Source organism: Thermostichus sp. MS-CIW-23 (assembly GCF_054059455.1).
This window is the reverse complement of record NZ_JBSSCC010000018.1, coordinates 1-21,074: the sequence shown is the minus strand read 5'-3', so window position 1 is coordinate 21,074 and position 21,074 is coordinate 1. Positions and strand designations below refer to the sequence as shown.

Annotated in this window: 22 protein-coding genes; 18 read left to right on the top strand and 4 right to left on the bottom strand. The window is 60.8% G+C overall.

The features are described from left to right. Positions 1 to 30: 30 nt before the first annotated feature. Genes ACVW0B_RS08020 through ACVW0B_RS08010 form a run of 3 tightly spaced genes read left to right on the top strand, consistent with a single transcriptional unit; the run spans position 31 to position 2,566 of the window. Positions 31 to 1,590: a hypothetical protein gene (locus ACVW0B_RS08020; RefSeq protein WP_457491403.1), complete on the top strand. Its 1,560-nt coding sequence runs from the start codon at positions 31 to 33 to the stop codon at positions 1,588 to 1,590. Continuing rightward, entirely contained in the window at positions 1,554 to 2,012 is a 459-nt protein-coding gene (locus tag ACVW0B_RS08015) for a thioesterase family protein (protein ID WP_457491402.1), read from the top strand. The genes ACVW0B_RS08020 and ACVW0B_RS08015 overlap by 37 nt, the downstream gene beginning before the upstream one ends. Beyond that, on the top strand, positions 1,991 to 2,566 hold the full coding sequence (locus tag ACVW0B_RS08010) for a hypothetical protein (protein ID WP_457491401.1): 576 nt from the start codon (positions 1,991 to 1,993) through the stop codon (positions 2,564 to 2,566). The genes ACVW0B_RS08015 and ACVW0B_RS08010 overlap by 22 nt, the downstream gene beginning before the upstream one ends. Before the next feature lie 733 nt (positions 2,567 to 3,299). Here the strand turns inward: ACVW0B_RS08010 and ACVW0B_RS08005 are convergent. Continuing rightward, positions 3,300 to 4,361, bottom strand: coding sequence for a carboxypeptidase-like regulatory domain-containing protein (locus tag ACVW0B_RS08005; RefSeq protein WP_414351124.1), 1,062 nt, complete (start codon positions 4,359 to 4,361; stop codon positions 3,300 to 3,302). Positions 4,362 to 4,449: 88 nt separating this feature from the next. Continuing rightward, on the bottom strand, positions 4,450 to 6,483 hold the full coding sequence (locus ACVW0B_RS08000) for a carboxypeptidase regulatory-like domain-containing protein (RefSeq protein ID WP_457491400.1): 2,034 nt from the start codon (positions 6,481 to 6,483) through the stop codon (positions 4,450 to 4,452). 412 nt (positions 6,484 to 6,895) lie between these two features. Here ACVW0B_RS08000 and rpmJ point away from each other — a divergent pair, with 412 nt between their 5' ends. The 15 genes from rpmJ to ACVW0B_RS07925 all read left to right on the top strand — a co-directional run bounded on the left by rpmJ (position 6,896) and on the right by ACVW0B_RS07925 (position 19,328). Further along, positions 6,896 to 7,012, top strand: a complete 117-nt coding sequence (rpmJ, locus tag ACVW0B_RS07995) for a 50S ribosomal protein L36 (RefSeq protein ID WP_011433187.1) — start codon at positions 6,896 to 6,898, stop codon at positions 7,010 to 7,012. Between the two features lie 223 nt (positions 7,013 to 7,235). Further along, complete coding sequence (gene rpsM / locus ACVW0B_RS07990; protein ID WP_011433188.1) at positions 7,236 to 7,619, top strand: 30S ribosomal protein S13; 384 nt, start codon at positions 7,236 to 7,238, stop codon at positions 7,617 to 7,619. An 84-nt stretch (positions 7,620 to 7,703) separates the two neighbouring features. Then, positions 7,704 to 8,090, top strand: coding sequence for a 30S ribosomal protein S11 (rpsK, locus tag ACVW0B_RS07985; protein WP_011433189.1), 387 nt, complete (start codon positions 7,704 to 7,706; stop codon positions 8,088 to 8,090). A 135-nt stretch (positions 8,091 to 8,225) separates the two neighbouring features. After that, positions 8,226 to 9,233, top strand: coding sequence for a DNA-directed RNA polymerase subunit alpha (locus ACVW0B_RS07980; RefSeq protein ID WP_457491399.1), 1,008 nt, complete (start codon positions 8,226 to 8,228; stop codon positions 9,231 to 9,233). Positions 9,234 to 9,328: 95 nt separating this feature from the next. Then, positions 9,329 to 9,679, top strand: coding sequence for a 50S ribosomal protein L17 (rplQ, locus tag ACVW0B_RS07975; RefSeq protein ID WP_414355790.1), 351 nt, complete (start codon positions 9,329 to 9,331; stop codon positions 9,677 to 9,679). Between the two features lie 13 nt (positions 9,680 to 9,692). Further along, entirely contained in the window at positions 9,693 to 10,550 is an 858-nt protein-coding gene (gene truA / locus ACVW0B_RS07970; RefSeq protein WP_457491398.1) for a tRNA pseudouridine(38-40) synthase TruA, read from the top strand. Between the two features lie 45 nt (positions 10,551 to 10,595). Next, on the top strand, positions 10,596 to 11,051 hold the full coding sequence (gene rplM, locus ACVW0B_RS07965; protein ID WP_011433193.1) for a 50S ribosomal protein L13: 456 nt from the start codon (positions 10,596 to 10,598) through the stop codon (positions 11,049 to 11,051). Then, the gene (rpsI, locus tag ACVW0B_RS07960; RefSeq protein ID WP_011433194.1) at positions 11,048 to 11,458 is read left to right on the top strand and encodes a 30S ribosomal protein S9; all 411 of its coding nucleotides are present in this window, start codon (positions 11,048 to 11,050) and stop codon (positions 11,456 to 11,458) included. Before rplM ends, rpsI begins: the two co-directional genes overlap by 4 nt. A gap of 76 nt (positions 11,459 to 11,534) precedes the next feature. Beyond that, positions 11,535 to 11,759: a 50S ribosomal protein L31 gene (gene rpmE / locus ACVW0B_RS07955; RefSeq protein WP_011433195.1), complete on the top strand. Its 225-nt coding sequence runs from the start codon at positions 11,535 to 11,537 to the stop codon at positions 11,757 to 11,759. A gap of 54 nt (positions 11,760 to 11,813) precedes the next feature. Further along, a complete protein-coding gene (gene prfA / locus ACVW0B_RS07950; protein WP_011433196.1) occupies positions 11,814 to 12,896 on the top strand; it encodes a peptide chain release factor 1 in 1,083 nt (360 codons plus the stop codon). Positions 12,897 to 12,998: 102 nt separating this feature from the next. After that, a complete protein-coding gene (gene acnB / locus ACVW0B_RS07945) occupies positions 12,999 to 15,623 on the top strand; it encodes a bifunctional aconitate hydratase 2/2-methylisocitrate dehydratase (RefSeq protein WP_457491397.1) in 2,625 nt (874 codons plus the stop codon). Between the two features lie 67 nt (positions 15,624 to 15,690). Further along, entirely contained in the window at positions 15,691 to 15,984 is a 294-nt protein-coding gene (locus ACVW0B_RS07940; protein ID WP_414355795.1) for a PepSY domain-containing protein, read from the top strand. Positions 15,985 to 16,180: 196 nt separating this feature from the next. Then, complete coding sequence (locus ACVW0B_RS07935) at positions 16,181 to 16,621, top strand: Hsp20/alpha crystallin family protein (protein ID WP_011433199.1); 441 nt, start codon at positions 16,181 to 16,183, stop codon at positions 16,619 to 16,621. 261 nt (positions 16,622 to 16,882) lie between these two features. Next, entirely contained in the window at positions 16,883 to 18,004 is a 1,122-nt protein-coding gene (locus tag ACVW0B_RS07930) for an ABC transporter ATP-binding protein (protein ID WP_457491396.1), read from the top strand. Positions 18,005 to 18,056: 52 nt separating this feature from the next. After that, entirely contained in the window at positions 18,057 to 19,328 is a 1,272-nt protein-coding gene (locus ACVW0B_RS07925) for a class I SAM-dependent methyltransferase (protein ID WP_457491395.1), read from the top strand. A gap of 129 nt (positions 19,329 to 19,457) precedes the next feature. Here the strand turns inward: ACVW0B_RS07925 and ACVW0B_RS07920 are convergent, their stop codons facing one another. Continuing rightward, entirely contained in the window at positions 19,458 to 20,324 is an 867-nt protein-coding gene (locus ACVW0B_RS07920) for a hypothetical protein (protein WP_457491394.1), read from the bottom strand. Between the two features lie 31 nt (positions 20,325 to 20,355). Beyond that, positions 20,356 to 20,952, bottom strand: a complete 597-nt coding sequence (locus tag ACVW0B_RS07915) for a hypothetical protein (RefSeq protein ID WP_414426185.1) — start codon at positions 20,950 to 20,952, stop codon at positions 20,356 to 20,358. Positions 20,953 to 21,074 lie beyond the last annotated feature (122 nt).

Sequence of the window (21,074 nt, the reverse complement as noted above, 5' to 3'; positions counted from 1 at the left end):
GAAAGGAGGGAGCACGTGCTGGGTGGAGTTTTGGCGATTGCGGCCGCGATTGGCTTGGTGGTCTTGCTGTTGGAAGCGATTCGATATCGCCGCTGGGGATCCGTTCGCCGCTGGCAACCGGCAGTGGGGCTGGGCTTGGTGGCCTTGGCGGCGCTGGGGTGCTGGCTGGGTCAGTTGCCGGATCTGATCCCCCTGGCTTTGTTGTTGGGGGGCCTGGTGGGGGTGGGTTTACTGGGGTTGAGTGGCTGCGGTCGGGCCGGGCAAGGGCTGGTGGTGCTGTTGCTCAGTTTGGCGGCCTGGCAAAGTCTGGCTATCGGCTCCCCCAGTCGCATCGGCATTGCGGAGCAGCATGGAATGCTCTTTCTGTGGGGCTGCGGCCTGGGGATGGGCTTGGTGGGGATCCCTTTGCTGGGGGTCTTGGCCGAAACAGAAGCCCTGTCCTTGCTGATGGCGCTGGGCCAGGGGTGGAGCGGCATTGCCGCCTTAACCTGGGGATCCCGCCTGTTCGCGCTAGCGGGGCAGAGCCCTTTGGAAATGGGATCCCAGCCGGATCTCCCTTGGCAGGTGCTGTTGCCGGTGGGGCTGGCCGCCCTCAGCTTGGTGGCAGGCACTGTGCCGCTCTTGACCGCCTCAGAAGACTCCCCCGGGCTGCTGTCGGCAGTGGGGCATGGGGTGGGGTGGCTGGTGGCGTTGGCGCTGGCCTTGGCCTTGACCCGCAACGGCCTATACCAGGATCCCTTCTGGGCCTTGCTCTACGGGGCAGGGGTGCTGCTCTCGTGGGCCTTGCTTGCCTTGGAGAACCAGACGGGACGGGGGATCCCTGCGCCAGGGGAACCTGCTCATGTCAGCGGGCCGGAGGCTTTAGCCGGTCGCGTCAGCGTTGCCGAGCAACAAGGACGGCTGCTCTGGCGGGCCTGTGTGGGCCTAACGCTGGTGGGCGGAGGAGCGCTGCTGGCGTTGCGGCTGGGGGGATCCTACGGGGCGGCCCTCTTGGGGCTGGGGTGTCTGGCTTTTCCCAGCCGTTGGGGGGCCATGGCCGCTTTGTTTTTGTCGGCCCGCCCTCTGCTGCAAAACCTGTTGCACCAGTTCAACCTGCAGGTTGCCGGGATCGACCTCACCCAACCCTATGTGTCGGCGGCGCTGTACCTGGGAATGGCGGCCATGGCGCTGGCGGCGCTCCTGCACTGGCTGTATGGGCCAGACAAACCCCTGCAGACGGGGATCGCTCTGACGCTGGCCAGCCTGGCTCTGCCGGTGGGGGTGGGCTACTTCATTCACGCTCAGCCGCAAGCGGCCTTCCTGTTGGGAGCCTTGACCACCGCCTTGATCCTGGCGGCGCTGCAGCCCATCCTCCTGCAGCAGGAGGGAAGAGGGGCGGAATCTCTGGGGATCCGAGGTTTGGGCCTGGCTGTGCTTGCCATTCTGGGATCCAACCTCAGCCGCGATTGGACGGTAACCGGCTTCCATGCCACCCGCCTGGAACGGGCTCTGGTGCTGGCCGGGGTGGTCGGGATCCTGGCGTTGATTCTCCTGCTCTGGCAAGGCTGGAGCCTATGGCACTCTGGGAGAATGCGCGCCCCCGCCCGCTGATGAAACCTGTTCCCCTGGGCACCCTCGGCACCTGGCAAGGGATCCTCGGCCCAGAACAAACCGCTGAGGCTCTGGGCAACCCCGGTGTGAAGGTGATCGGATCCCCGGCTTTGTTGACGTTGATCGAGCGGTGCGGCCACAACACCTTGCAGCCCTTCTACGAGCCGGAGGAAGCGGCGGTCGGGATCCGCTTTGCCTTGGAACATCGGTCGGCAGCGGTGGCGGGGGATCCCTTGCAGGTTCGGGTCGAAGTCGTGGCAGTGGAGGGGAGACGCATTCAGTTTCAGGTGGAGATCACCCAGCAGGAGCGGCTGGTGATGCAGGGATCCTACACCTGCCTGGTGGTCGATTTGCCCCGTTTTCTGGCCCGCTATGGATTGACCGCGGAGGATCCCAGTCGGTGCTCAAGCTGTTCGCGTTAGCGGGACGGAGTCCTTTGGGATTGCTGCTGGCCGTCTTTGTGGGAACTCTCTTGTTCTGGCCTCAACAGCTCATTCTGCGCTACCGCAAGCCCTGGCAGGGACCCCTCGCCTGGATCTGGAAATGGCACGGGTGGGGGGGGTGGACTGTGCGGGGCAGCCGCCGTGGCTGGGAATGGCGTTGGGGATCCCTGCGCCTTCGCGGCCGTTGGCCGGCGCAGCGGGGAGAACGTTGCTCCCCCAGAGATTGGCCCTACCTGTGGAAGCTGGGCAAGCAGCTCCACATCCAATCTTGGCAAGGAGGGGTGGAAATTGGCTTTGCCGATCCGGCTTTGACGGGGCAATGCTTGGGACTAATCGCCGCTCTACCCCCTCAGTTGGCCCAACACCTGCGCTTGACCTTCGCTCGCATCGGTTGGCACGGATGGGGATCCCTGGTGATCCGGTTGCGCGGCTGGCAGGTGCTGGGGCCGGCCTTGAAACTGGGGTGGCTCGCCCTATCGCGCCGGTGGGACAGAGTCCTGCGGGCAACCAGGGGGGATCCCCGGCAAAAATAGCCCATGGGACAGCTGGCGTCAGGAGCAAAGCGCTGGGGGGGGAACTGCAGCGCTGACGCGGTCAGGCCGGCTGCAGCGCCGGGCAGCAATTCAACAGAGGCATGACCTACCCGCCTGATACATTTACGCTGAACACTGCTGAACATCACTGTTCAACTATGCAGCGATAGCATTCTGTTTGTTTCCATTCGCGTTAGCGGGACGGAGTCCAAACAGAATGGCGGTATCCCGCAAAGCTTTGAGTAGAATACCCAAAGCGCAGTTTCCGTGTCGTCTTACTACCAATTTTCTGCTTTGCTTTGGCTACCATGTTGGCAGACTCGAAAGTAAACAGAAAGATCAACTGGTAGTAATCCGTACTGAACATATTATACATTTACATACATTATTTTCAGTATAGTTGAGCTTATTATTGACTAGAGTCATGCTCCCCCTTCGCCCTGGCCGTTGGTAGGGGTGGGGGCAGGTGCTGCAGGGATAATCGGCGGCACAATGTACTGGCGCAGGCAGCGTCGCTGCAGACAACTGCAAAACCAGATCCAAGCTTTGCAAGCTCCTGTTGTGGCGGCTCCTCGCGCTCTTCTGGCTCTTTCGGCTCCTCCTCCCGCCCTTCATCGGGGGGCAGCTCTTCTCGCCACTCTTCGGGCGGCTCCTCCCGTCGTTGCTAGACGAACTCAGAGGACGATCCCTTTCACGACAACAGAAGAGATCCCGGAGCTGTTCTGCTTAAGACCTAGGGAGTCGGTGTGGCAGAGGGGATGCGCAGCTCCACAGCCGTATCCAGGCGAGAGCGTGGGGGTGGGGCTTCTCCCTGAGCCAGTTCTAGGTACTGGGCCAGCGGGTGATGCTCCTTCCAGCGGGATCCCACCTCAGCAGCCATCTGGGTGACTTGGATTTGATAAAGCTGGGCCAGCTCGGCAGCATTGAGGTTGCTCCGCTCCACCTGATCGCGACTGGCCTCGGCCAGGATATCTACCACAAGGTTGCCTTGCTCATCAAACCGCCACAGTTCCAGGCGGCTGCGGGAACGCAGGCTCAGCTCCGTTGGCGAAGCCGGTCGGGTGAGGACATCGACGCGGGCGATGACGATGGCTTCCAGGCCCAGGTAATCGAAAAATTGGCCCACCGCCTCCGGCTTGCGGCGATCCCACTCAAACAGCTCGTAGATGGGCCAGCCCACCTTCTGCAAAATGGGCTGAATGCGACGGTTGTCCAGGGGCACCACCTTCTCGCCGTTGGGGATCAAGCCCAGACGCACCGCCTCTATGGCCAGGCGCTGGCCCAACAGTTGGGTATGCTCCAACCCTCCCACCCCCAAAATGCCAAGGCGACGGCGGGGTTGAGGCCGAATCGGCACCTGCAAAACCACATCCACAGGGGTGGTCAGGCCCGCTTGCAGGAGGATCTCCTGCTCTGCCTTTTCATAGTCGGGGTGCCACACCGTCAACAGCCAACGCCCGGCTGGGGCTTGGTCTAGCTCAAAAGCGCCCCGCTCATCGGTTTGAATCGGCTGATTGGGGTTCTCCATGCCCTCCAACTGCACCTGTGCCCCCGCCACAGGTTGTCCCACGCTGTTGCTCACCTGCCCCACCAGCCGTGCCGTTCCCTGGGGCTGCCCTCTGTTTTGGGAGGGAAACAACGGCGTCAACCGCGGAATGGGGGTGGCCGGAGCCTGAGCCAGCGCTCCTGAAGCCAGTGCCAGCCAGCCGCAGAGGGCCAGACTGCCTGTTCGCGAGAGCGTTGCGTAGCGATAGCTAATCCTGTGCCGGAGAGGATGAAAGAAGAAAAAAGGCATGGCGAAGGTTGCATCCGGTAGTAGCAGTCGGTTCTATTCTGCTCCGCACCCCTGACGCGAACAGGGCAAGATCCTGCTGCAGGGATCCTCACCCAGAAAAGGGGTTGTTGGTTTGCCATTGTTGGACAAACACCGGCACCATGTTGCGCACCTGCAGCCGAAATAGGCCCGCTGCCGCATCTTCAAACATCGGATCCCCGCCCACATCATCCCGCCCATAGGCTTCGTAGTAGCGAGCCCGATCCCCAGGCCGATCCCTCTGCAAGTCCACCACCACCACCACCCCGCGGCTGCGCAGCTGGTTGGGGGTGAAATTGGGAATTTCCACCGGCACCGTCGGGGCCACAAAGCGTAAGGCTGTATTCAGCAGAGAGTTGCCCTGGCGGTTGTAGTCCCGCGAGATCTGCATCTGGGTCAAGAGGATGTAGCGCAATCCCAGGGCATCCCCGATCACCTTCAGCTTGGCCAAGTCGGCGGTGTAGCGCTCATCCCGATCCAACAAAGTCAGGCCCTGGGTGAGGGGCAGAAGCGGCTCAAACCGGGGATCCGGCCCCAAAGGTCCCTTCAAGAGGATCACCGGTCGCTGGGGCTGCAACTCCTTCAGGGCCATGCTGAGGTGGCGGGCCAGCTCATCCGAGTAAACGGGTTCATCGGGCAAAAGGCCAATGCCCTCCGGCTGGCGGGTCGGTTCCCCGGGCGGCAGACGAATATCCTGAGTGGAGACAAAGCCGGCCCGGACTTCCACCTGGGTGCTGGTCAGCGGAAAACCCGGCACCTCCACATCTACCAAATACAGGCCGGCCGGCAGTTCCGGCAGCACGTAAGTGCCGTCGGCAGCAATGCGAACAGTTTGCTGGGGTTGGGTTGGCGTGGCGGCCAAGTGCAAAACCCCCGTCTGAACAGGTTGGCCGGCAATATCCAGCACCCGCCCGGTCACCACACCGCGGTTGCCTGGAGAGGGGACTCCCCCGTTCAGGACCTCTGTCCCGCCGTCGCCAACTTGAGCCTGAATATCCTGCAAACGGCGCAAAGCTGGGATCCCTGCTGCCACCACCCACAGATCCCGACCGTCTAACATCACCAGACCCGTCGGTTGTCCCTGCAGCCGCAGTGAGGCCACCAATCGCCCCGTCTGCAAATCCACCAGTTGCAGGCGGTCGCTATCGCGGGAGGTCACGTAAGCCCAACGTCCATCCGGGGAAAGGGCCAGCCGCGTCGGTCGCCAATCCAGGCCAACCCGCTGCAGGGCCTCGCCGCTGCGGCTCAGATCCAGCACCGTCAGGTCTTGGCTGCCCGAGTTGAGCACCACCAAGCGTTGCCGTTCCACATCCAAAGCCATCGCTTCCGGAGTATTGCCGCCGCGCCAACGGGCCAACAACTCCCCATTGTCTGGGTTGACCACCAGCAAACTGAGGGGATCCTCCCCGGCTAGACCCACAAACAGGGATCCCCGCTCCGCATCGTAGGCCAGCGCCAAAGGGGGGCCGGGCATCGGCAAATTGCGGGCTTGCGGCTGCTCTGAGGGGTCGCTTTGGCGTTTGTGCTCCGCACCGCTGCTGCGAAGGGGAGCAGCCATCACCGCCAAACTCTGGGCAGAGGGCAGGGAGGCAAAAACCCGCCCTGTGGCCGCATCCACGGCAATATCCAAAACTCCCGCCGGCAACCCATAGGCCTGAATCAGCTCCCCCGTCAGCAGATCGAGGGCCACCAGCCCAGGGGCATTGGGGCCAGAGGCATAGACCACCTGCCGCGCCTCATCCACCCGCACCACACTGGGGGCAAACCCCACCGCCACCTGCCACAAGGGATCCCCGCTGGCCCCATCCAGCAGAGTCACCGCCTGCTCCTCCAACAGCCCAACCGCAACCCAGCCCCGATCCGGTACCCCATCGATGCGATCGGCAGAGCTGCGCAACGGCAAAAGCCAATCCCCCTCTGTCCTCAGGCCGTTCCCATCCGCAGAAAAGTTCCTCCCAGCAGAGGAAGAGCCTGCTGCCGGCAAAGGGATCCCTTGCCCCAACACGGGGGATCCCAGCCCCAGCACACCACTCAGCACAACCAGCCATTGCCACCGCATGGCCTTCTCCACCCCACAGTCGCGCCTACTTTGACTCAGGAGCATGCCTCTAACCCCCAAAACCCTGAACTTTGCTGAATTTACTGAGCTTTAGGCGGTTTGGCAAAAGTCATTGAGAGGGATATAGTAGACCAAGTTTCCCCCTGATCCTTGAGTCCACCGCAACGGTTGCCGGGAAGTGAAGGGGGAAAGCGCTCGGGGGGTATTCCTCAGGGCTTTGCGGGATACCGCCTTCCTGTTTGGACTCCGTCCCGCTGACGCGAACAGAGATAGGCAGGATGCGATCGCTTCTTTCCTGAACCATGTTCAGGAGAGTTCAGCGTGAATGTATCAGATCCTCGCCCAACCAGTATAGCCAACCCGACTGTCCGCTCGCTGTCAGCAAACCCAAACACATTTTGACAGGTTGCCCAGACGAACATAGAATGGATATTCGCTGGTTTTGTCAGGATCAACCATGAAGGTACGGCCTTCCGTCCGTCGGATCTGCGAAAAATGCCGGGTCATCCGCCGCCACGGTCGGGTGATGGTCATTTGTTCTTCCAACCCGAAGCACAAGCAGCGGCAGGGCTAGAGGGTCGATGGTGGGTGGGTTCAGCCTGCAACGGGAGACAGAGGCAAAGGCTTCCGACACAACCGAGCAAAACGTCGGCTAGACCTCTCGGTGAGCATGGATCCCAAGACCGGCATCTCTACAGCAACATTTCTCTGAATGAGGATCCCATCTCAGGCAGGCAACTCAATCCTTACTGGGCAAGTGTGTTCGAGTTGGTTTGATTTGAAAGGTACCCCTGACTATGGCACGGATTGCGGGAGTTGACATCCCCCGAGAAAAGCGAGTGGAGATTGCCCTCACCTACATTTACGGCATTGGGCTAACCCGCTCCCGCCAAATTTTGGCGAAGACCGGCATCAATCCGGATACTCGTACCCGCGACCTCACCGACGCTGAGGTGGCCGCCCTACGGACGGTGGTGGAGGGCGAATACCAGGTAGAAGGGGATCTGCGCCGCCAGGAGGCGATGAACATCAAGCGGCTGATCGACATCGGCACCTATCGAGGTCGTCGCCATCGCCTGGGTCTGCCCGTGCGTGGCCAGCGCACCCGCACCAATGCCCGCACCCGCAAGGGGGTCAGGAAGACGGTGGCCGGCAAGAAGAAAGCTCCTGCCAAGAAGTAATCGCTCGGCTTTGCGCGGAAGGCAAAACTCTTCCACCATCCCGAATCCCAACCCCAAACAGTCGATTGCAAGGACACCTGGATCATGGCTCGGCAGCAACGGCGCGGACGTAAAGTCAAAAAGAACATCCCCAATGGAGTGGCCTACATTCAGTCCACCTTCAACAACACCATCGTCACCATCACGGATCCCAACGGCGATGTGGTGTCTTGGGCCTCGGCAGGTTCTACGGGCTTCAAAGGGGCCAAAAAGGGCACTCCCTTCGCCGCCCAAATGGCAGCAGAAAGCGCAGCGCGTCAAGCCATGGAGAACGGCATGCGCCAGATCGAAGTGATGGTGAGCGGGCCGGGAGCCGGTCGGGAAACCGCCATTCGCGCTCTACAGGCAACGGGCCTGGAAATTACTCTGATTCGAGATATTACCCCCATTCCCCACAACGGTTGCCGTCCTCCCAAGCGGCGGCGTGTCTGAAGGATCCCGCGTTGAGGGCCGGTCGAGCGTCTGTAGGGGGTTTTCTCCAGAGCTACAGGTCTGCCCAAGCGTGAGATGACCTCGAAGTTTCATCAGTTCTCCAAACGGATATCGAGCCAGACGGACGGGGCCACCATGACGATTCAAACCAGCCGAACCCTCCCCCACTCTCTCGGCAGCAAAGCGAGCTCAAGCGCTGTTGCTTACCAGACCGAGTGTGTTGAATCTCATCGGGATGATAACGGCGTTCACTACGGCAAATTTGCTCTGGGGCCACTGGAGCGCGGCCAAGGGATCACGGTGGGCAACGCTTTGCGGCGGGTGTTGCTCTCCAATCTGGAGGGGACGGCGGTGACTGCTGTACGCATTGCCGGGGTGACCCACGAGTTTTCCACGGTGCCGGGGGTGCGGGAAGACGTGATGGAGATCCTTCTAAACATGAAGGAGCTGGTGCTGCGCTCCAGTTCCCCCGAGACTCAGGTGGGCCGTTTGGTGGCTCAGGGGCCAGGGGAAGTTACTGCTGAGAAGCTGCAATTGCCCAGCGATGTGGAGGTGATCAACCCCCGTCACCACATTGCCACCCTGGCGGAAGGGGCGATTTTGGAAATGGAGTTCATGATTGGCCGGGGACATGGCTACCGCGCCGTCGATTACTCCGACAGCAAAGCGATGGCGATTGATTTTCTGCAGATCGACTCTGTCTTCATGCCGGTGCGCAAGGTGAACTACGCTGTGGAAGCAGCTCGGGTGGGCCAATTCCTGGAAAAAGATCGGCTAGTATTGGAAATCTGGACCAACGGCAGCCTCACCCCGCAAGAGGCCCTCAGCCAAGCGGCCCGCATTTTGGTGGGCTTGTTCGCACCGCTGCAGGAGGTCAGCTTCGATGCTCCTGTGCCGCCCCAGCCAGCCGAGGACAACCAAAAAAACCAGATCCCCATCGAGGAGCTACAGCTCTCGGTACGGGCCTACAACTGTCTGAAGCGAGCTCAGATCAACACGGTGGCCGATCTGCTGCTCTATACCGAGGAAGATCTGCTGGAGATCAAAAACTTTGGCCAGAAGTCTGCCGAAGAGGTGGTGCAGGCTTTGAAAGCCCGCTTTGGTCTGACACTGCCCCGCACCCGCGAAAAAGGCAAGGCCTAGAGTTTAGGTTCCGTCTCAAGCATCTGCACCGCTAGCACAACCGCGTCAAAACGCAAGGATCCCCGAAGACTGTAGGACAAAAGGCAGAGGTTACCATGCGCCACCGCCGTCGTACCCCCCACCTCAATAAGCCCGCCGACCAGCGCAAGGCCCTGATGCGGGCGCTGACCACGGCTCTGCTGCGGGAAGGGCGGATCACCACCACCAAAGCCCGCGCCAAGGCCATTCGGGCCACCACTGAGAAGATGATTACCCTGGCCAAAGAGGGATCCCTGGCGGCGCGGCGACAGGCGCTGGCCTATATCTACGACAAGGATTTGGTGCGCTCCCTGTTTGAGCAGGCTCCTGAGCGCTACCGGGATCGGGCCGGTGGCTACACCCGCATCCTGCGCACCGTGCATCGGCGGGGGGATGGAGCAGAAATGGCGGTCATCGAGCTGGTGTAGCGGAAAGGGATCCATGCCGTACCGTCGCATTGCCCTGAGAATTCAGTACCTCGGCAGCGGGTTCTGTGGCTGGCAGCGCCAGGCAGCCCGCCGTACCGTGCAAGGGGTGCTGGAGGAGGCGATTGCGTCGCGGGCGGGGCATCCGGTAACCCTCTATGGGGCCGGTCGCACCGATACGGGGGTTCATGCTGCAGGCCAGGTGGCCCACTTCGACACCACCTCCGGCATCCCTGCGGCGGAGTGGTCGAGGGTGCTGAACGACTGTCTGCCGGAAGATGTGGTAGTGCTGGCTTCTGCTCAAGTGCCTGACTCCTGGCATGCCCGCTTTTCGGCTCGCTGGCGCCGCTACCGCTACCTGATCCTGAACCGGGAGCGACCGGATGTGTTCTGGCGCCTCTTTAGCTGGCAAGTGCGTTGGCCTCTGCAGGTGGAGCCGATGGCGGAAGCCCTGAATTCCCTGCTGGGGGAGCACAGCTTGGAAGCCTTCCGGCGGCGGGGATCGGATCGGCCCCACTCGCGGGTACAGGTGCAGGAGGTGCTCTGCCAGCGGCTGGGGGACTTGATCAGCATCGAGGTGCAGGCCAGCGGCTTCCTCTACCGGATGATGCGGCTCTTGGTGGGATCCCTAGAGGTGGTGGGCCGGGGCCAGCTCAGCCCGGCACAGTTTGTCCACCTGTGGCAACACAACGACTGGAGCCAGATGCGCACCCGCTACAGCGCTCCTCCGCAAGGGCTGTGCCTGACGGATGTGGGCTATGCTGCGGATCCCTTCGGTCAACAGTTCGCCCACTCGCCGCTCTTTTGGGCCTTGCCCACAGAGCCTCCCTCCGCCCTCCGGTCGCCGGCTGCGTTGGCCCATTCCTGCGGTTGATCTGGGCGATCTCCAAGCTTGTCCTGATATGTTTCCTTGGCTGCCATGAACAAAACTCCCCTTCCCAACCCCGAGACTCTGGCGCCCCGCTGGTATCTGGTGGATGCTGCCAATCAGCGCCTGGGCCGCTTGGCCGCCGCTGTGGCCACCCTCTTGCGGGGTAAGCATAAACCGGACTTCACCCCTCACCTGGATACGGGGGACTATGTAATTGTGATCAACGCTGAGAAAGTGGTGGTCACCGGCAAAAAGCGCACCCAAAAGCTCTACCGCCGCCACTCTGGCCGTCCTGGCGGCATGAAAGTGGAAACCTTTGCCCAACTGCAGGCGCGCCTGCCGGAGCGGGTGGTGGAAAAAGCGGTCAAGGGAATGTTGCCCCACACCCGTTTGGGCCGGCGGCAATTCACCAAGCTGAAAGTTTATGTCGGGCCAAACCACCCTCATGAGGCCCAGCAGCCCCAAGTTTATCCCCTCAACACGATCCCAGGAGCCAAAGCATGACTCAAGCGAGCAGCCAACGAGCCGTTTATTGGGGAACGGGACGCCGCAAAACCGCCGTTGCCCGCGTGCGTCTGGTGCCCGGCACGGGCAAAATCATCATCAACGACAGGCCGGGAGACCAGTATCTGCAGTATCAAGAAGCCCTGCTGGCCAGTGTGAAGGGGCCGCTGGAGATCCTTGGTCTGGAAAACTCCTACGATATCCTGGTGCGAGCCCATGGCGGCGGCGTTCACGGCCAGGCGGATGCGATCAAGCTGGGGGTGGCGCGCGCCCTCTGTGAGGTGGATCCGGCCAATCGCGGCCCTTTGAAAGTAGAGGGTTATCTGAAACGGGATCCGCGCGCCGTGGAGCGGAAGAAATACGGCCTGCGCAAGGCCCGCAAGGCTCCCCAGTACTCGAAGCGCTAGGGATCCCTGCCGTTGTTTTTAGAGGAAGATGTTGATAGACAAGGGTATAGAAACAGGCCCAGAGGAGGAAAGGGTTATGCCCAAGAAAGGATTGCACCCGCAGTGGTATCCAGAAGCCAAAGTCATCTGCAACGGCGAAGTGGTGATGACGGTGGGATCCACCAAGCCGGAGCTCAAGGTGGATGTTTGGTCGGGCAACCATCCCTTTTTCACCGGCAGCCAGAAGATCATCGACAGCGAAGGCCGGGTGGAGAAGTTCATGCGCAAATACGGCATGAGCGGTGGCAAAAAGGCCAAGTAGAGGTTCCCCCATCTGGGTGTGGGCAATACTTGGATTCCTGGGTATCGCAAGTCTATGGCTTCTGCTCAACTGATCGACCAGCTTAAGAATGTCGAAGCCACCTTTCAGGAGCTGACGGTGCGCTTGGCCGATCCGGACGTGGCCACGGATCCGGCTGAGCTGCAGCGGATTGCCAAGGCCCGCTCCTCCTTGGAGGCCACCGTCCAGGCTTTTCACGACTGGCAAAAGCTGAATCGCGATCTGCAACAGACGGAAGAACTTTTGCGGGAATCGGCCTCCGACCCGGAGCTGGAGGCGATGGCAAGAGCAGAACTTGAGCAACTGCGGGCCCGCCAAGAACAACTGGAGGAAAAGCTCACCCTGCTGCTGCTGCCCCGGGATCCCAACGACGACAAGAACATCATGTTGGAGATTCGCGCCGGCACCGGTGGGGAGGAGGCGGCGCTGTGGGCGGCGGATCTGGCCCGCATGTACACCCGCTACGCCGAAAAGCTGGGCTGGTCGGTGCGTCTGGCGAGCCTCTCGGAAGGAGAGCTGGGGGGCTACAAAGAGGCGATCCTGGAGATTCAAGGGGATCAGGTGTACAGCAAGCTCAAGTTTGAAGCTGGCGTGCATCGGGTGCAGCGGGTGCCCGTCACCGAAGCGCAAGGCCGTGTCCACACCTCGACGGCCACGGTGGCGGTGATGCCAGAGGTGGACGAGGTGGAGGTGGTCATCGACCCGAAAGACATCGAAATCAAAACGGCACGTTCTGGGGGGGCAGGCGGCCAAAACGTGAACAAGGTGGAGACGGCGGTGGATCTTCTCCACAAGCCCACCGGGATCCGGGTGTTTTGTACCGAGGAGCGTTCCCAGCTGCAGAACCGCCAGCGGGCCATGCAGATTTTGCGGGCCAAACTCTACGAGATGAAGCTGCAGGAGCAACAGGCCTCCATTAGCTCTGCTCGGCGCATGCAGGTGGGAACGGGATCCCGCTCGGAAAAAATTCGCACCTACAACTACAAGGACAACCGCGTTACCGACCACCGCCTCAACCAGAATTTCCCTCTGCAGCCCATCTTGGATGGGGAGCTGGACGACTTGATCCAGGCTTGTATTGGCCTTTACCAAAAAGAGCTGTTGGCGGAGCTATCCTAGGCCAAACTGAGTTACCGCCAGCGAATGGGATCCCTTCTCGAGGACCTTTCCTCTGCCGAGCTAGCGGTAGAATAAATACCCACGTCGAGTGCCTAAACCCCCATGCTGGCCGAATACCGCCAACACGCCGCTGCCCGCGAGGCCCAAGGGATCCCGCCGCTGCCCTTAAACGCTGCCCAGACCAGCCAGGTGTGCGAGCTGCTGAAGGCCCCGCCTGCTGGCGAAGAAGCCTTTTTGTTGCACCTCTTAACAGAGCGCGTCCCGCCGGGGGTCGATGAAGCCGCCTATGTGAAAGCGGGCTTTTTGGCCGCTGTGGCCAAGGAGGAGGTTGAATCCCCGTTGATCACTCCCCTGCGGGCGGTGGAGCTCTTGGGCACCATGCTGGGGGGCTACAACGTCCAGGTTTTGCTGGATCTGTTGCGGGATCCCCGGAGTGAGATTGCAGCGGCAGCAGCCCGCGCCCTCAGCCACACCCTGCTGGTTTTCGATGCCTTTCACGACGTGCTGGAGCTGAGCCAGTCCGGCAATGCCTATGCCCAACAGGTGATCGAGTCCTGGGCCAAGGGCGAATGGTTTACCGCCAAAGCTCCCCTGGCCGCAGCAATCACTGTAACAGTGTTCAAGGTTGCCGGCGAGATCAACACCGATGACCTTTCCCCCGCCGCCCACGCCACCACCCGCCCGGATATCCCCCTCCACGCCCAAGCCATGCTGGAGTCCCGCGCTCCGGGATCCCTGGTCACCATTGCCGAGCTAAAGCGCCGCGGCCATCCCGTTGCCTTTGTGGGGGATGTGGTGGGCACCGGCTCCTCCCGCAAATCCGCCCTCAACTCGCTGCTCTGGCACATCGGCCACGACATTCCCCATGTGCCCAACAAGCGGGCCGGGGGGGTGATCCTGGGGGGCACCATTGCGCCCATCTTCTTCAACACCGCCGAAGATGCCGGGGCCTTGCCCATCCAGTGCGATGTCTCCCGCCTGGAAACCGGCATGGTGGTTACCATTTGCCCCTACGAAGGCGTGATCCGCTCTGAGGCCGGCCAGGTTCTCTCCACCTTTTCCCTGCGGCCCGTGACCCTCCCCGACGAAGTGCGGGCGGGGGGACGTATTCCCCTGTTGATTGGCCGTGCCCTCACCGACAAAACCCGCCAAGCCTTGGGTTTGCCTCCCTCGACCTTGTTTATCCGCCCCACTCCACCGGCAGACACCGGCAAAGGCTATACCCTAGCGCAAAAAATCGTGGGCAAAGCCTGTGGGCTGCCAGGCGTGCGCCCGGGCACAAGCTGCGAACCCCTGATAACCACGGTGGGATCCCAGGACACCACCGGCCCCATGACCCGCGATGAGCTGAAGGAGCTGGCCTGTCTGGGCTTCAACGCCGACCTGGTGCTGCAGAGCTTCTGCCACACCGCCGCCTATCCCAAGCCGGTGGACATCCAGATCCACAAAGAGCTGCCCGACTTTTTCGCTTCCCGCGGGGGCGTTGTCCTGCGTCCCGGCGATGGCATTATCCACTCCTGGCTCAACCGCATGCTCCTGCCGGATACCGTCGGCACCGGGGGCGACTCCCACACCCGCTTCCCCTTGGGGATCTCCTTCCCGGCAGGCTCCGGTCTGGTGGCCTTTGCCGCCGCCATGGGGGTGATGCCCTTGGACATGCCGGAGTCGGTGCTGGTGCGCTTTACAGGTGAATTGCAGCCGGGGATCACCCTGCGGGACATTGTCCATGCCATCCCCTACGTGGCCATTCAGAGGGGGCTGCTCACCGTTGAGAAAAAAGGCAAGAAAAACGTCTTTGCCGGGCGCATCATGGAGATCGAGGGCCTGCCGCATCTGAAGGTGGAGCAAGCTTTTGAGTTTACCGATGCCTCGGCAGAGCGCAACTGTGCTGGCTGTACCATCCAGCTGAGCCTCGAGACGGTCTCAGAATATCTGCGCTCCAACGTGGTGCTGCTGAAAAACATGATTGCCCGCGGCTACCAGGATGCGAGAACCTTGCTGCGGCGCATCGCCAAAATGGAAGCCTGGCTGGCCAACCCCGCCCTCCTGGAGGCGGATGCCGACGCTGAATACGCCGAAGTCATCGAAATCGACCTCAGCACCATCACCGAGCCAATTGTCTGTGCCCCCAACGATCCCGACAAGGTGATGACCCTGAGCGAAGTCCATGCCCAACACGCCGCCGGCAACCCCGATACGCCGATCAAGATTGACGAAGTTTTCATCGGCTCCTGCATGACCAACATCGGCCACTACCGCGCCGCCGCCAAAATCCTGGAAGGCCAAGGGCGGGCCAAGGTGCGCCAATTCTGGATCTGTCCGCCCACCCGCATGGATGAGGCACAACTGCGCTCGGAAGGCGTATACGGCATCTTTGCTGCCGCCGGGGCCAGAACGGAAATGCCGGGATGCAGCTTGTGTATGGGCAACCAAGCCCGCGTGGAAGACGGGGCCACCGTCATGTCCACCTCCACCCGCAACTTCAACAACCGCATGGGCAAAGACGCGCGGGTTTATCTGGGATCCGCCGAGCTGGCCGCCGCCTGCGCCCTTTTGGGCCGGATCCCCACCCCTGAGGAGTACCGAGAGATCGTCTCCACCAAGATCCAGCCCTTTGCCGGCGAGCTGTACCGCTACCTCAACTTCCACGAGATCCCTGGCTTTGAGGACGAAGGACGGGTCATCCCGCGGCAGCACGTGGAGGAGCTGTCCAGGAGCCGTTCTTGAGCGAGAATAGGGGCTAGCTGCCCTGATAGCATGGCGGGGATCGCCCCATTGCCCTGGAGAAAGCTCAATGGCCCTGAATCCAAAGAGGATCCGCCGCATCCACCGCACCCTTGCCCCCATCCTGGCCTTGCCTTTGGTGGTAACGGTGCTAACGGGATCCCTGTATCAAATTGCCCGCCTTAACGAAAACTTCGACTACTACTGGCTGATCCAAATCCACAAAGGGCAGTGGGGCCCCCTCGACCTGCAAGCGGTTTACCCGTTCTTAAACGGACTGGGGCTGCTGGTGATGGTGGCCACCGGTCTCAGTATGTGGTTACCCACAAAACCCCATCGCCGCCCCAAACATACGGAGTCCTAGAGGGTTTTGGATAGATAAACCTGTAGGGTAAATACCTAAGAAACATTCCAGAAAACCCTACATTTCCCGGAACGGATTTGACTACACTAGAAGCATAGAGGTTTTGCTTGCACCTCTAAAGTTGAGCCCCAAAAGCTAAGCTCCAAACTCGAACTGGAAGTCAAAAAAGCAAAGTAATAGAGGAGGAGGATGCTCTATGGCTCTTGTCCGCTGGGATCCATTTCGTGAAATTGACGAAATTCAACGGGAAATGAACCGGATGTTCGACCGGCTGATCCCTCGCACCACCGAGGCCGACGGCTTTGCCTTCATGCCGGCAGTGGAGATGCACGATGATCCCGAAACCATTACCCTGAAGCTGGAGCTGCCCGGCTTGAACCCCAACGACTTGGATATCCAAGCGACAGCCGAAGCGGTCTCCATCACCGGGGAACGGCGATTTGAGAAGCGCTCTGAAGACAAAGGGGTAACCCGGACTGAATTCCGTTATGGGCGCTTCCAACGGGTGATCCCACTGCCGAACCGGATCAAACACGATCAGGTGAAAGCCGAATACAAAGATGGGATCCTCACCCTCACCTTGCCCAAGGCAGACTCTGAAAAAGCCCAAGTGGTTAAAGTGAGCGTTGTCTCCTGATGGGCGTAGCTGAAGCTGCTCTGAGGTTAGGCAATTTTCCATGAGGAAAAAAGATCCCATAGGGGTAGGCTCATCGCCTACCCTTTTTTAGTCCTTTTTTGCGTTTTGGTTTTTCAGCTTGCGCTCATTTCAAGCAGGAATAAATCGGGTTCGCTGCAGGGATCCCCAGCCTTCCCTAGCGAACTTAAACCGAACCCCATTTGACTTTTGCCTGCCGGTTTGGATAGGGTTTGAGTGCGCAACGGAGCCAAGGTTGAGAGCATGGCCAGCGTTACCTACGAACACGTTACCAAGCGGTACGGAGACACCACCGCCGTCCATGACCTGAACATCACCGTCGAAGACGGGGAATTTCTCGTCTTTGTCGGCCCCTCCGGCTGCGGCAAAACCACCTCCCTGCGCATGCTGGCCGGCTTGGAAGAAGTGAGCGCCGGCTCCATCTACATTGGCGACCGGGTGGTGAACGATGTCCCCCCCAAGGATCGGGATATCGCCATGGTCTTCCAATCCTATGCCCTCTACCCCCACATGACCGTGGCCGAGAACATGGCCTTTGGCCTCAAGCTGCGCGGCCTGCCACGGGCGGAGATCGAAAGCCGGGTCAGGGGGGTGGCCAAGCGCCTTGGGATCGAGCACTTGCTCAACCGCAAGCCCAAGGAACTTTCGGGTGGGCAACGGCAGCGGGTTGCCGTCGGGCGGGCCATCGTGCGCAATCCGGCGGTGTTTTTGATGGATGAGCCCCTCTCCAACTTGGATGCCAAGCTGCGGGTACAGGCGCGGGCCGAGATCAGCAAGTTGCACATGCAACTGGGCACCACCTTTATCTACGTCACCCACGACCAGGTGGAGGCCATGACCATGGGCAACCGCATCGCCGTCATGAAGGATGGCCGCCTGCAGCAGGTGGATACCCCCCACACCCTCTACACCCGCCCGGCCAACCTGTTTGTGGCCGGGTTCATCGGCAGCCCCGCCATGAATTTCTTCCAGGCCAAGCTGCGGGAGCAGGAGGGCACCCTCTGGATCGATACCGGCGCCTTCCGCGTGGCCATCCCGCCCCACCAGGCGGATCCCTATTGGCAATACGTCGGCAAGTCGGTCATCTTCGGCATCCGCCCGGAAAACATCCACGATCCCCAGTACCAACCCCCAGGGATCCAACCTGCCCCGGTGCGGGCTAAGGTCTCGGTAACGGAGCTGGTGGGCCATGAAGTAATCCTCTATCTCAGCACCAGCGACCGAGAGGGGATCCTGGCCGAGCAGGAGTTTATTGCCCGCGTGGATCCCCGTACCCAGCTGCGCGTCAACCAGTGGGCGGAAGTGATCTTCGACATGGATCGCTTCCACCTGTTCGATCCCGAAACCGAGCAGCGGCTGGGATAAGCGCTGGGATCGCCTTAGAATCCTAGATAAGCTGAGAAAGGCAGGGATCCCTATGCCGGAGCAATCCACTTCCAAGTTGGTTCAGGCGCAGTTTGACGAATTTCCCTACCCGAATGTCCCGATTGAGCAGACGGTTACGGATAACTTCGCGCTGTTTGCCAACAGCCTCACCACCGCTTACTATCGCCGCAACCGCAAGGTGGTCAAGCCCGAGGGCAAAGTGATGCTCAACGCCGGCTGTGGCTCCGGCTGGGAGACCCTCGTGCTGGCCACGGCCAATCCGGGTGCCACCTTCGTCGGGGTGGACATCTCGGCAGAATCCCTGAAAATGGCCCGGCAGCGCTTCGAGTTCCACCAGATCAAAGAGGCGCGTTTCGAGGTGATGGACATCACCGACCTGCAAGCCTTGGGGGAGCAGTTCGATTTCATCGCCTGCAACGATGTGCTCTACCTACTGGACGATCCGGTGGCAGGGCTGAAAGGCATGCGCCAGGTGCTCAAACCGGACGGCATCATCCGCACCAATGTCCACAGCCTTTACCAGCGCCAGTTTATTTTCAACATGCAGGATGCCATGGAGCTGCTGGGGGTGATGGATGAGCCGGCTGCCAAAGCCGTTCCCATCTTGAGGGAAGTGATGGATGCCCTCCACGAGGGCAGCTTCGTCAAAAGCCACTGGCAGGGGGATGCCATCAAAACCACCAATGGGATCCTGGCCAACTTCCTGCTGCGCAGCGACAAAGGCTTTACCGTACCTCAGGTCTTTGAGATGCTCCGCCAAGCCGGGCTGGAGTTCATCAGCATGGTCAATTGGCAGCAGTGGAAGCTGGAGCGAGTCCTCACCAAGCCCGTTCCCTACGCTCTGCGCCAAATCAAAAAGCTCAACCAAGAGGAGCTGCTGCACTTTATCGAGTTAATCTTTCCTAACCTGACCCGCCTGATCGACTTCTGGTGTGGCCACCCCACCGGAGCGACTTCTCCTCAACCCTTCAGCAGCGAGGAATGGAGAAATGGCTTGGTACAGGCGCATCCTCTGCTGCTGAGGCTCAACGCCAAGGCTGCCTTTGAGAATGCCATCCGCGACAATGGCCCGGTCAACATCAACGGCTGGCCCGGCTCCGAGGGCAACATCACCATCGATCCCTTCTCGGTGCGCTGGTTGATCGATGTTTTTGGAGAAGAGCCTGTTCCTGTACAGGCCCTGGCGGCCAAGGCGGTAGATCTCATGGATTGGACCCCCGAAGAGGCCTTTAACCAAGTGGTGGCCAATCTCAAGTTCCTGGAAGAGCGGCTGGTGGTGCTGTTGGACTCTCCTCTGCGTTAACAGGAGTTGCTCCCCCAGGAGCTGTCCTTCCCAATTTATGACGCCCCCTTATCTCATTCTGGGAGAAACGGTTGAGGTATGGGTGCAGTGTCCCAGTTGGAATTGCAATGGCCACACACGCTGTCCCACCTAAGGCTGGGATCCGGATCCCTCTGAGTCTGCTTTGAGTACCCTGATTTGCTCGGCCCGAATGGCCGCTGGGATCGATCCTTCCGCATCGACGTTGACGGCGAACCGAACGGTGCCTTCCATTTCCACCACATCTCCCGGGAGCAGATCCAGCCAGCTGGCAGAGCGGCCAAGGCGAGTCACTTGCACCTCCTCAGCAGGAACCACCGAGACCCACGTGCCCGCGTAGCGCTCCAAGCTGGGACTGACTTTCTCCAAGTTGACCCCAATCCAGCCCTCCTTGCGGTTGAGCAGCCGCACCGTCCCAGTTAGTTGGAAAGGCTGTGCTTCTTCCGCTAACTTGATTGGCTCGTAGAGAACCTCTGTATTTAAAGGCTGCAGCCGAGCCAACTCCACCCGCCACCCTTGGGCCTGGCGATAGAGGGTAACCTCCATAACTGCGCGCAGCCGACCCTCCGGCAAAGGCTCGTAGAAGCCCAACTGAGAGCGAAAAGGGCGAAACCGGGGATCCTCCCGATCCGGCTCTGTTAAAAATCGTTGCAGCTCCTCGGCGGTGAACTGGAAGCGAAGCGTTGGCACCACCGCTTCTGGCTTTAGGATCGAGTCCACCCGGAAAACGGCTGTATTGCCCACCGCTTGAATGGGGGTGAGGGTAAACTCCTCCGCCGAGGGCCACGATTGATCCAAGGCTCCAGGAGGGATCCCTTTTAGCAGCCGCGGAGTGAGCAGGGCTTCTGCGGTGGCAAAATCGCGGGCATTGGCCGCCTGGACAAACTCCCGCAGCGTTTCTTCAGCCGTTTTGGCCTGCCAACAGCCCCCCAGAGGCAGCAGAGCCAGCACCAAGAAAAACCACGCTCTCACATCCACACCCTCCCCAATCTCCCTGCAGGTAGCAGTCCTAGGGGTTCTCGGTTGGAGATGCAGAATTTTCACCGGGATCCGCTGCTTCTGTCTCTTCTGGGTTTTCCGACTGGGATCCCGAAGCAGCAGGTGGCTTATCCGGCTGCCACACTTCAATTCGCCAGCCGCGATCTTGCTGGTAGAGGGTGATCTTGACGCGGGAGGTTACCGTCTCTCCCTCCAGGCGCATCCCCACCAACTGGGGGGCCAACTGCTGATAGGTGGGATCCGCCAGATCCGGCTGGGTCAAATACTTGCGCAACGTCAAGGGATCCAGCCCCAGGCGCTGGGCCGCATCCTCCAGCGAGTCGGTGCCCTCCACCCAGACATAGGCCGTCTTCCCGGTCACCTCTTGGTTGCGCACCTGCACGTTCTCCCCCACCGTGCCCCAAATCGAAGGCAGGGATCCCGGCCTGAGGGCATTGCTGAAGCGCTCCGTCAGGTAGCTGTCTGCCGTGCCCCAGTCCCCCTTCTCGGCAGCAGCGATGAAAGTGCTCACCACCTGGTCAGGAGTCTGCACAGGAGCTGCCTGCGTACAGGCGATCCCTCCTGCCAAGGCGGCAGCAGCAATCCAGACGGGGAAACGGCGTACCATGAACATCCCTCAACCACAAGCGGCATCGCTGATACATTTACGCTGAACACTGCTGAACATCACTGTTCAACTATGCAGCGATAGCATTCTGTTTGTTTCCAACCAGAATGGCGGTATCCCGC

Excerpts from the sequence above, each read along its gene's own strand:
- acnB (WP_457491397.1), top strand. The coding sequence starts at position 12,999 with ATGCTGGCCGAATACCGCCAACACGCCGCTGCCCGCGAGGCCCAAGGG.
- ACVW0B_RS07980 (WP_457491399.1), top strand. The coding sequence starts at position 8,226 with ATGACGATTCAAACCAGCCGAACCCTCCCCCACTCTCTCGGCAGCAAA.
- prfA (WP_011433196.1), top strand. The coding sequence starts at position 11,814 with ATGGCTTCTGCTCAACTGATCGACCAGCTTAAGAATGTCGAAGCCACC.
- rplQ (WP_414355790.1), top strand. The coding sequence starts at position 9,329 with ATGCGCCACCGCCGTCGTACCCCCCACCTCAATAAGCCCGCCGACCAG.
- ACVW0B_RS08015 (WP_457491402.1), top strand. The coding sequence starts at position 1,554 with ATGGCACTCTGGGAGAATGCGCGCCCCCGCCCGCTGATGAAACCTGTT.
- ACVW0B_RS07915 (WP_414426185.1), bottom strand. The coding sequence starts at position 20,952 with ATGGTACGCCGTTTCCCCGTCTGGATTGCTGCTGCCGCCTTGGCAGGA.
- rplM (WP_011433193.1), top strand. The coding sequence starts at position 10,596 with ATGAACAAAACTCCCCTTCCCAACCCCGAGACTCTGGCGCCCCGCTGG.
- ACVW0B_RS07935 (WP_011433199.1), top strand. The coding sequence starts at position 16,181 with ATGGCTCTTGTCCGCTGGGATCCATTTCGTGAAATTGACGAAATTCAA.
- rpsI (WP_011433194.1), top strand. The coding sequence starts at position 11,048 with ATGACTCAAGCGAGCAGCCAACGAGCCGTTTATTGGGGAACGGGACGC.
- truA (WP_457491398.1), top strand. The coding sequence starts at position 9,693 with ATGCCGTACCGTCGCATTGCCCTGAGAATTCAGTACCTCGGCAGCGGG.
- ACVW0B_RS07930 (WP_457491396.1), top strand. The coding sequence starts at position 16,883 with ATGGCCAGCGTTACCTACGAACACGTTACCAAGCGGTACGGAGACACC.
- rpsM (WP_011433188.1), top strand. The coding sequence starts at position 7,236 with ATGGCACGGATTGCGGGAGTTGACATCCCCCGAGAAAAGCGAGTGGAG.
- rpsK (WP_011433189.1), top strand. The coding sequence starts at position 7,704 with ATGGCTCGGCAGCAACGGCGCGGACGTAAAGTCAAAAAGAACATCCCC.
- rpmE (WP_011433195.1), top strand. The coding sequence starts at position 11,535 with ATGCCCAAGAAAGGATTGCACCCGCAGTGGTATCCAGAAGCCAAAGTC.
- ACVW0B_RS07925 (WP_457491395.1), top strand. The coding sequence starts at position 18,057 with ATGCCGGAGCAATCCACTTCCAAGTTGGTTCAGGCGCAGTTTGACGAA.
- ACVW0B_RS08005 (WP_414351124.1), bottom strand. The coding sequence starts at position 4,361 with ATGCCTTTTTTCTTCTTTCATCCTCTCCGGCACAGGATTAGCTATCGC.
- rpmJ (WP_011433187.1), top strand. The coding sequence starts at position 6,896 with ATGAAGGTACGGCCTTCCGTCCGTCGGATCTGCGAAAAATGCCGGGTC.
- ACVW0B_RS08000 (WP_457491400.1), bottom strand. The coding sequence starts at position 6,483 with ATGCTCCTGAGTCAAAGTAGGCGCGACTGTGGGGTGGAGAAGGCCATG.
- ACVW0B_RS07940 (WP_414355795.1), top strand. The coding sequence starts at position 15,691 with ATGGCCCTGAATCCAAAGAGGATCCGCCGCATCCACCGCACCCTTGCC.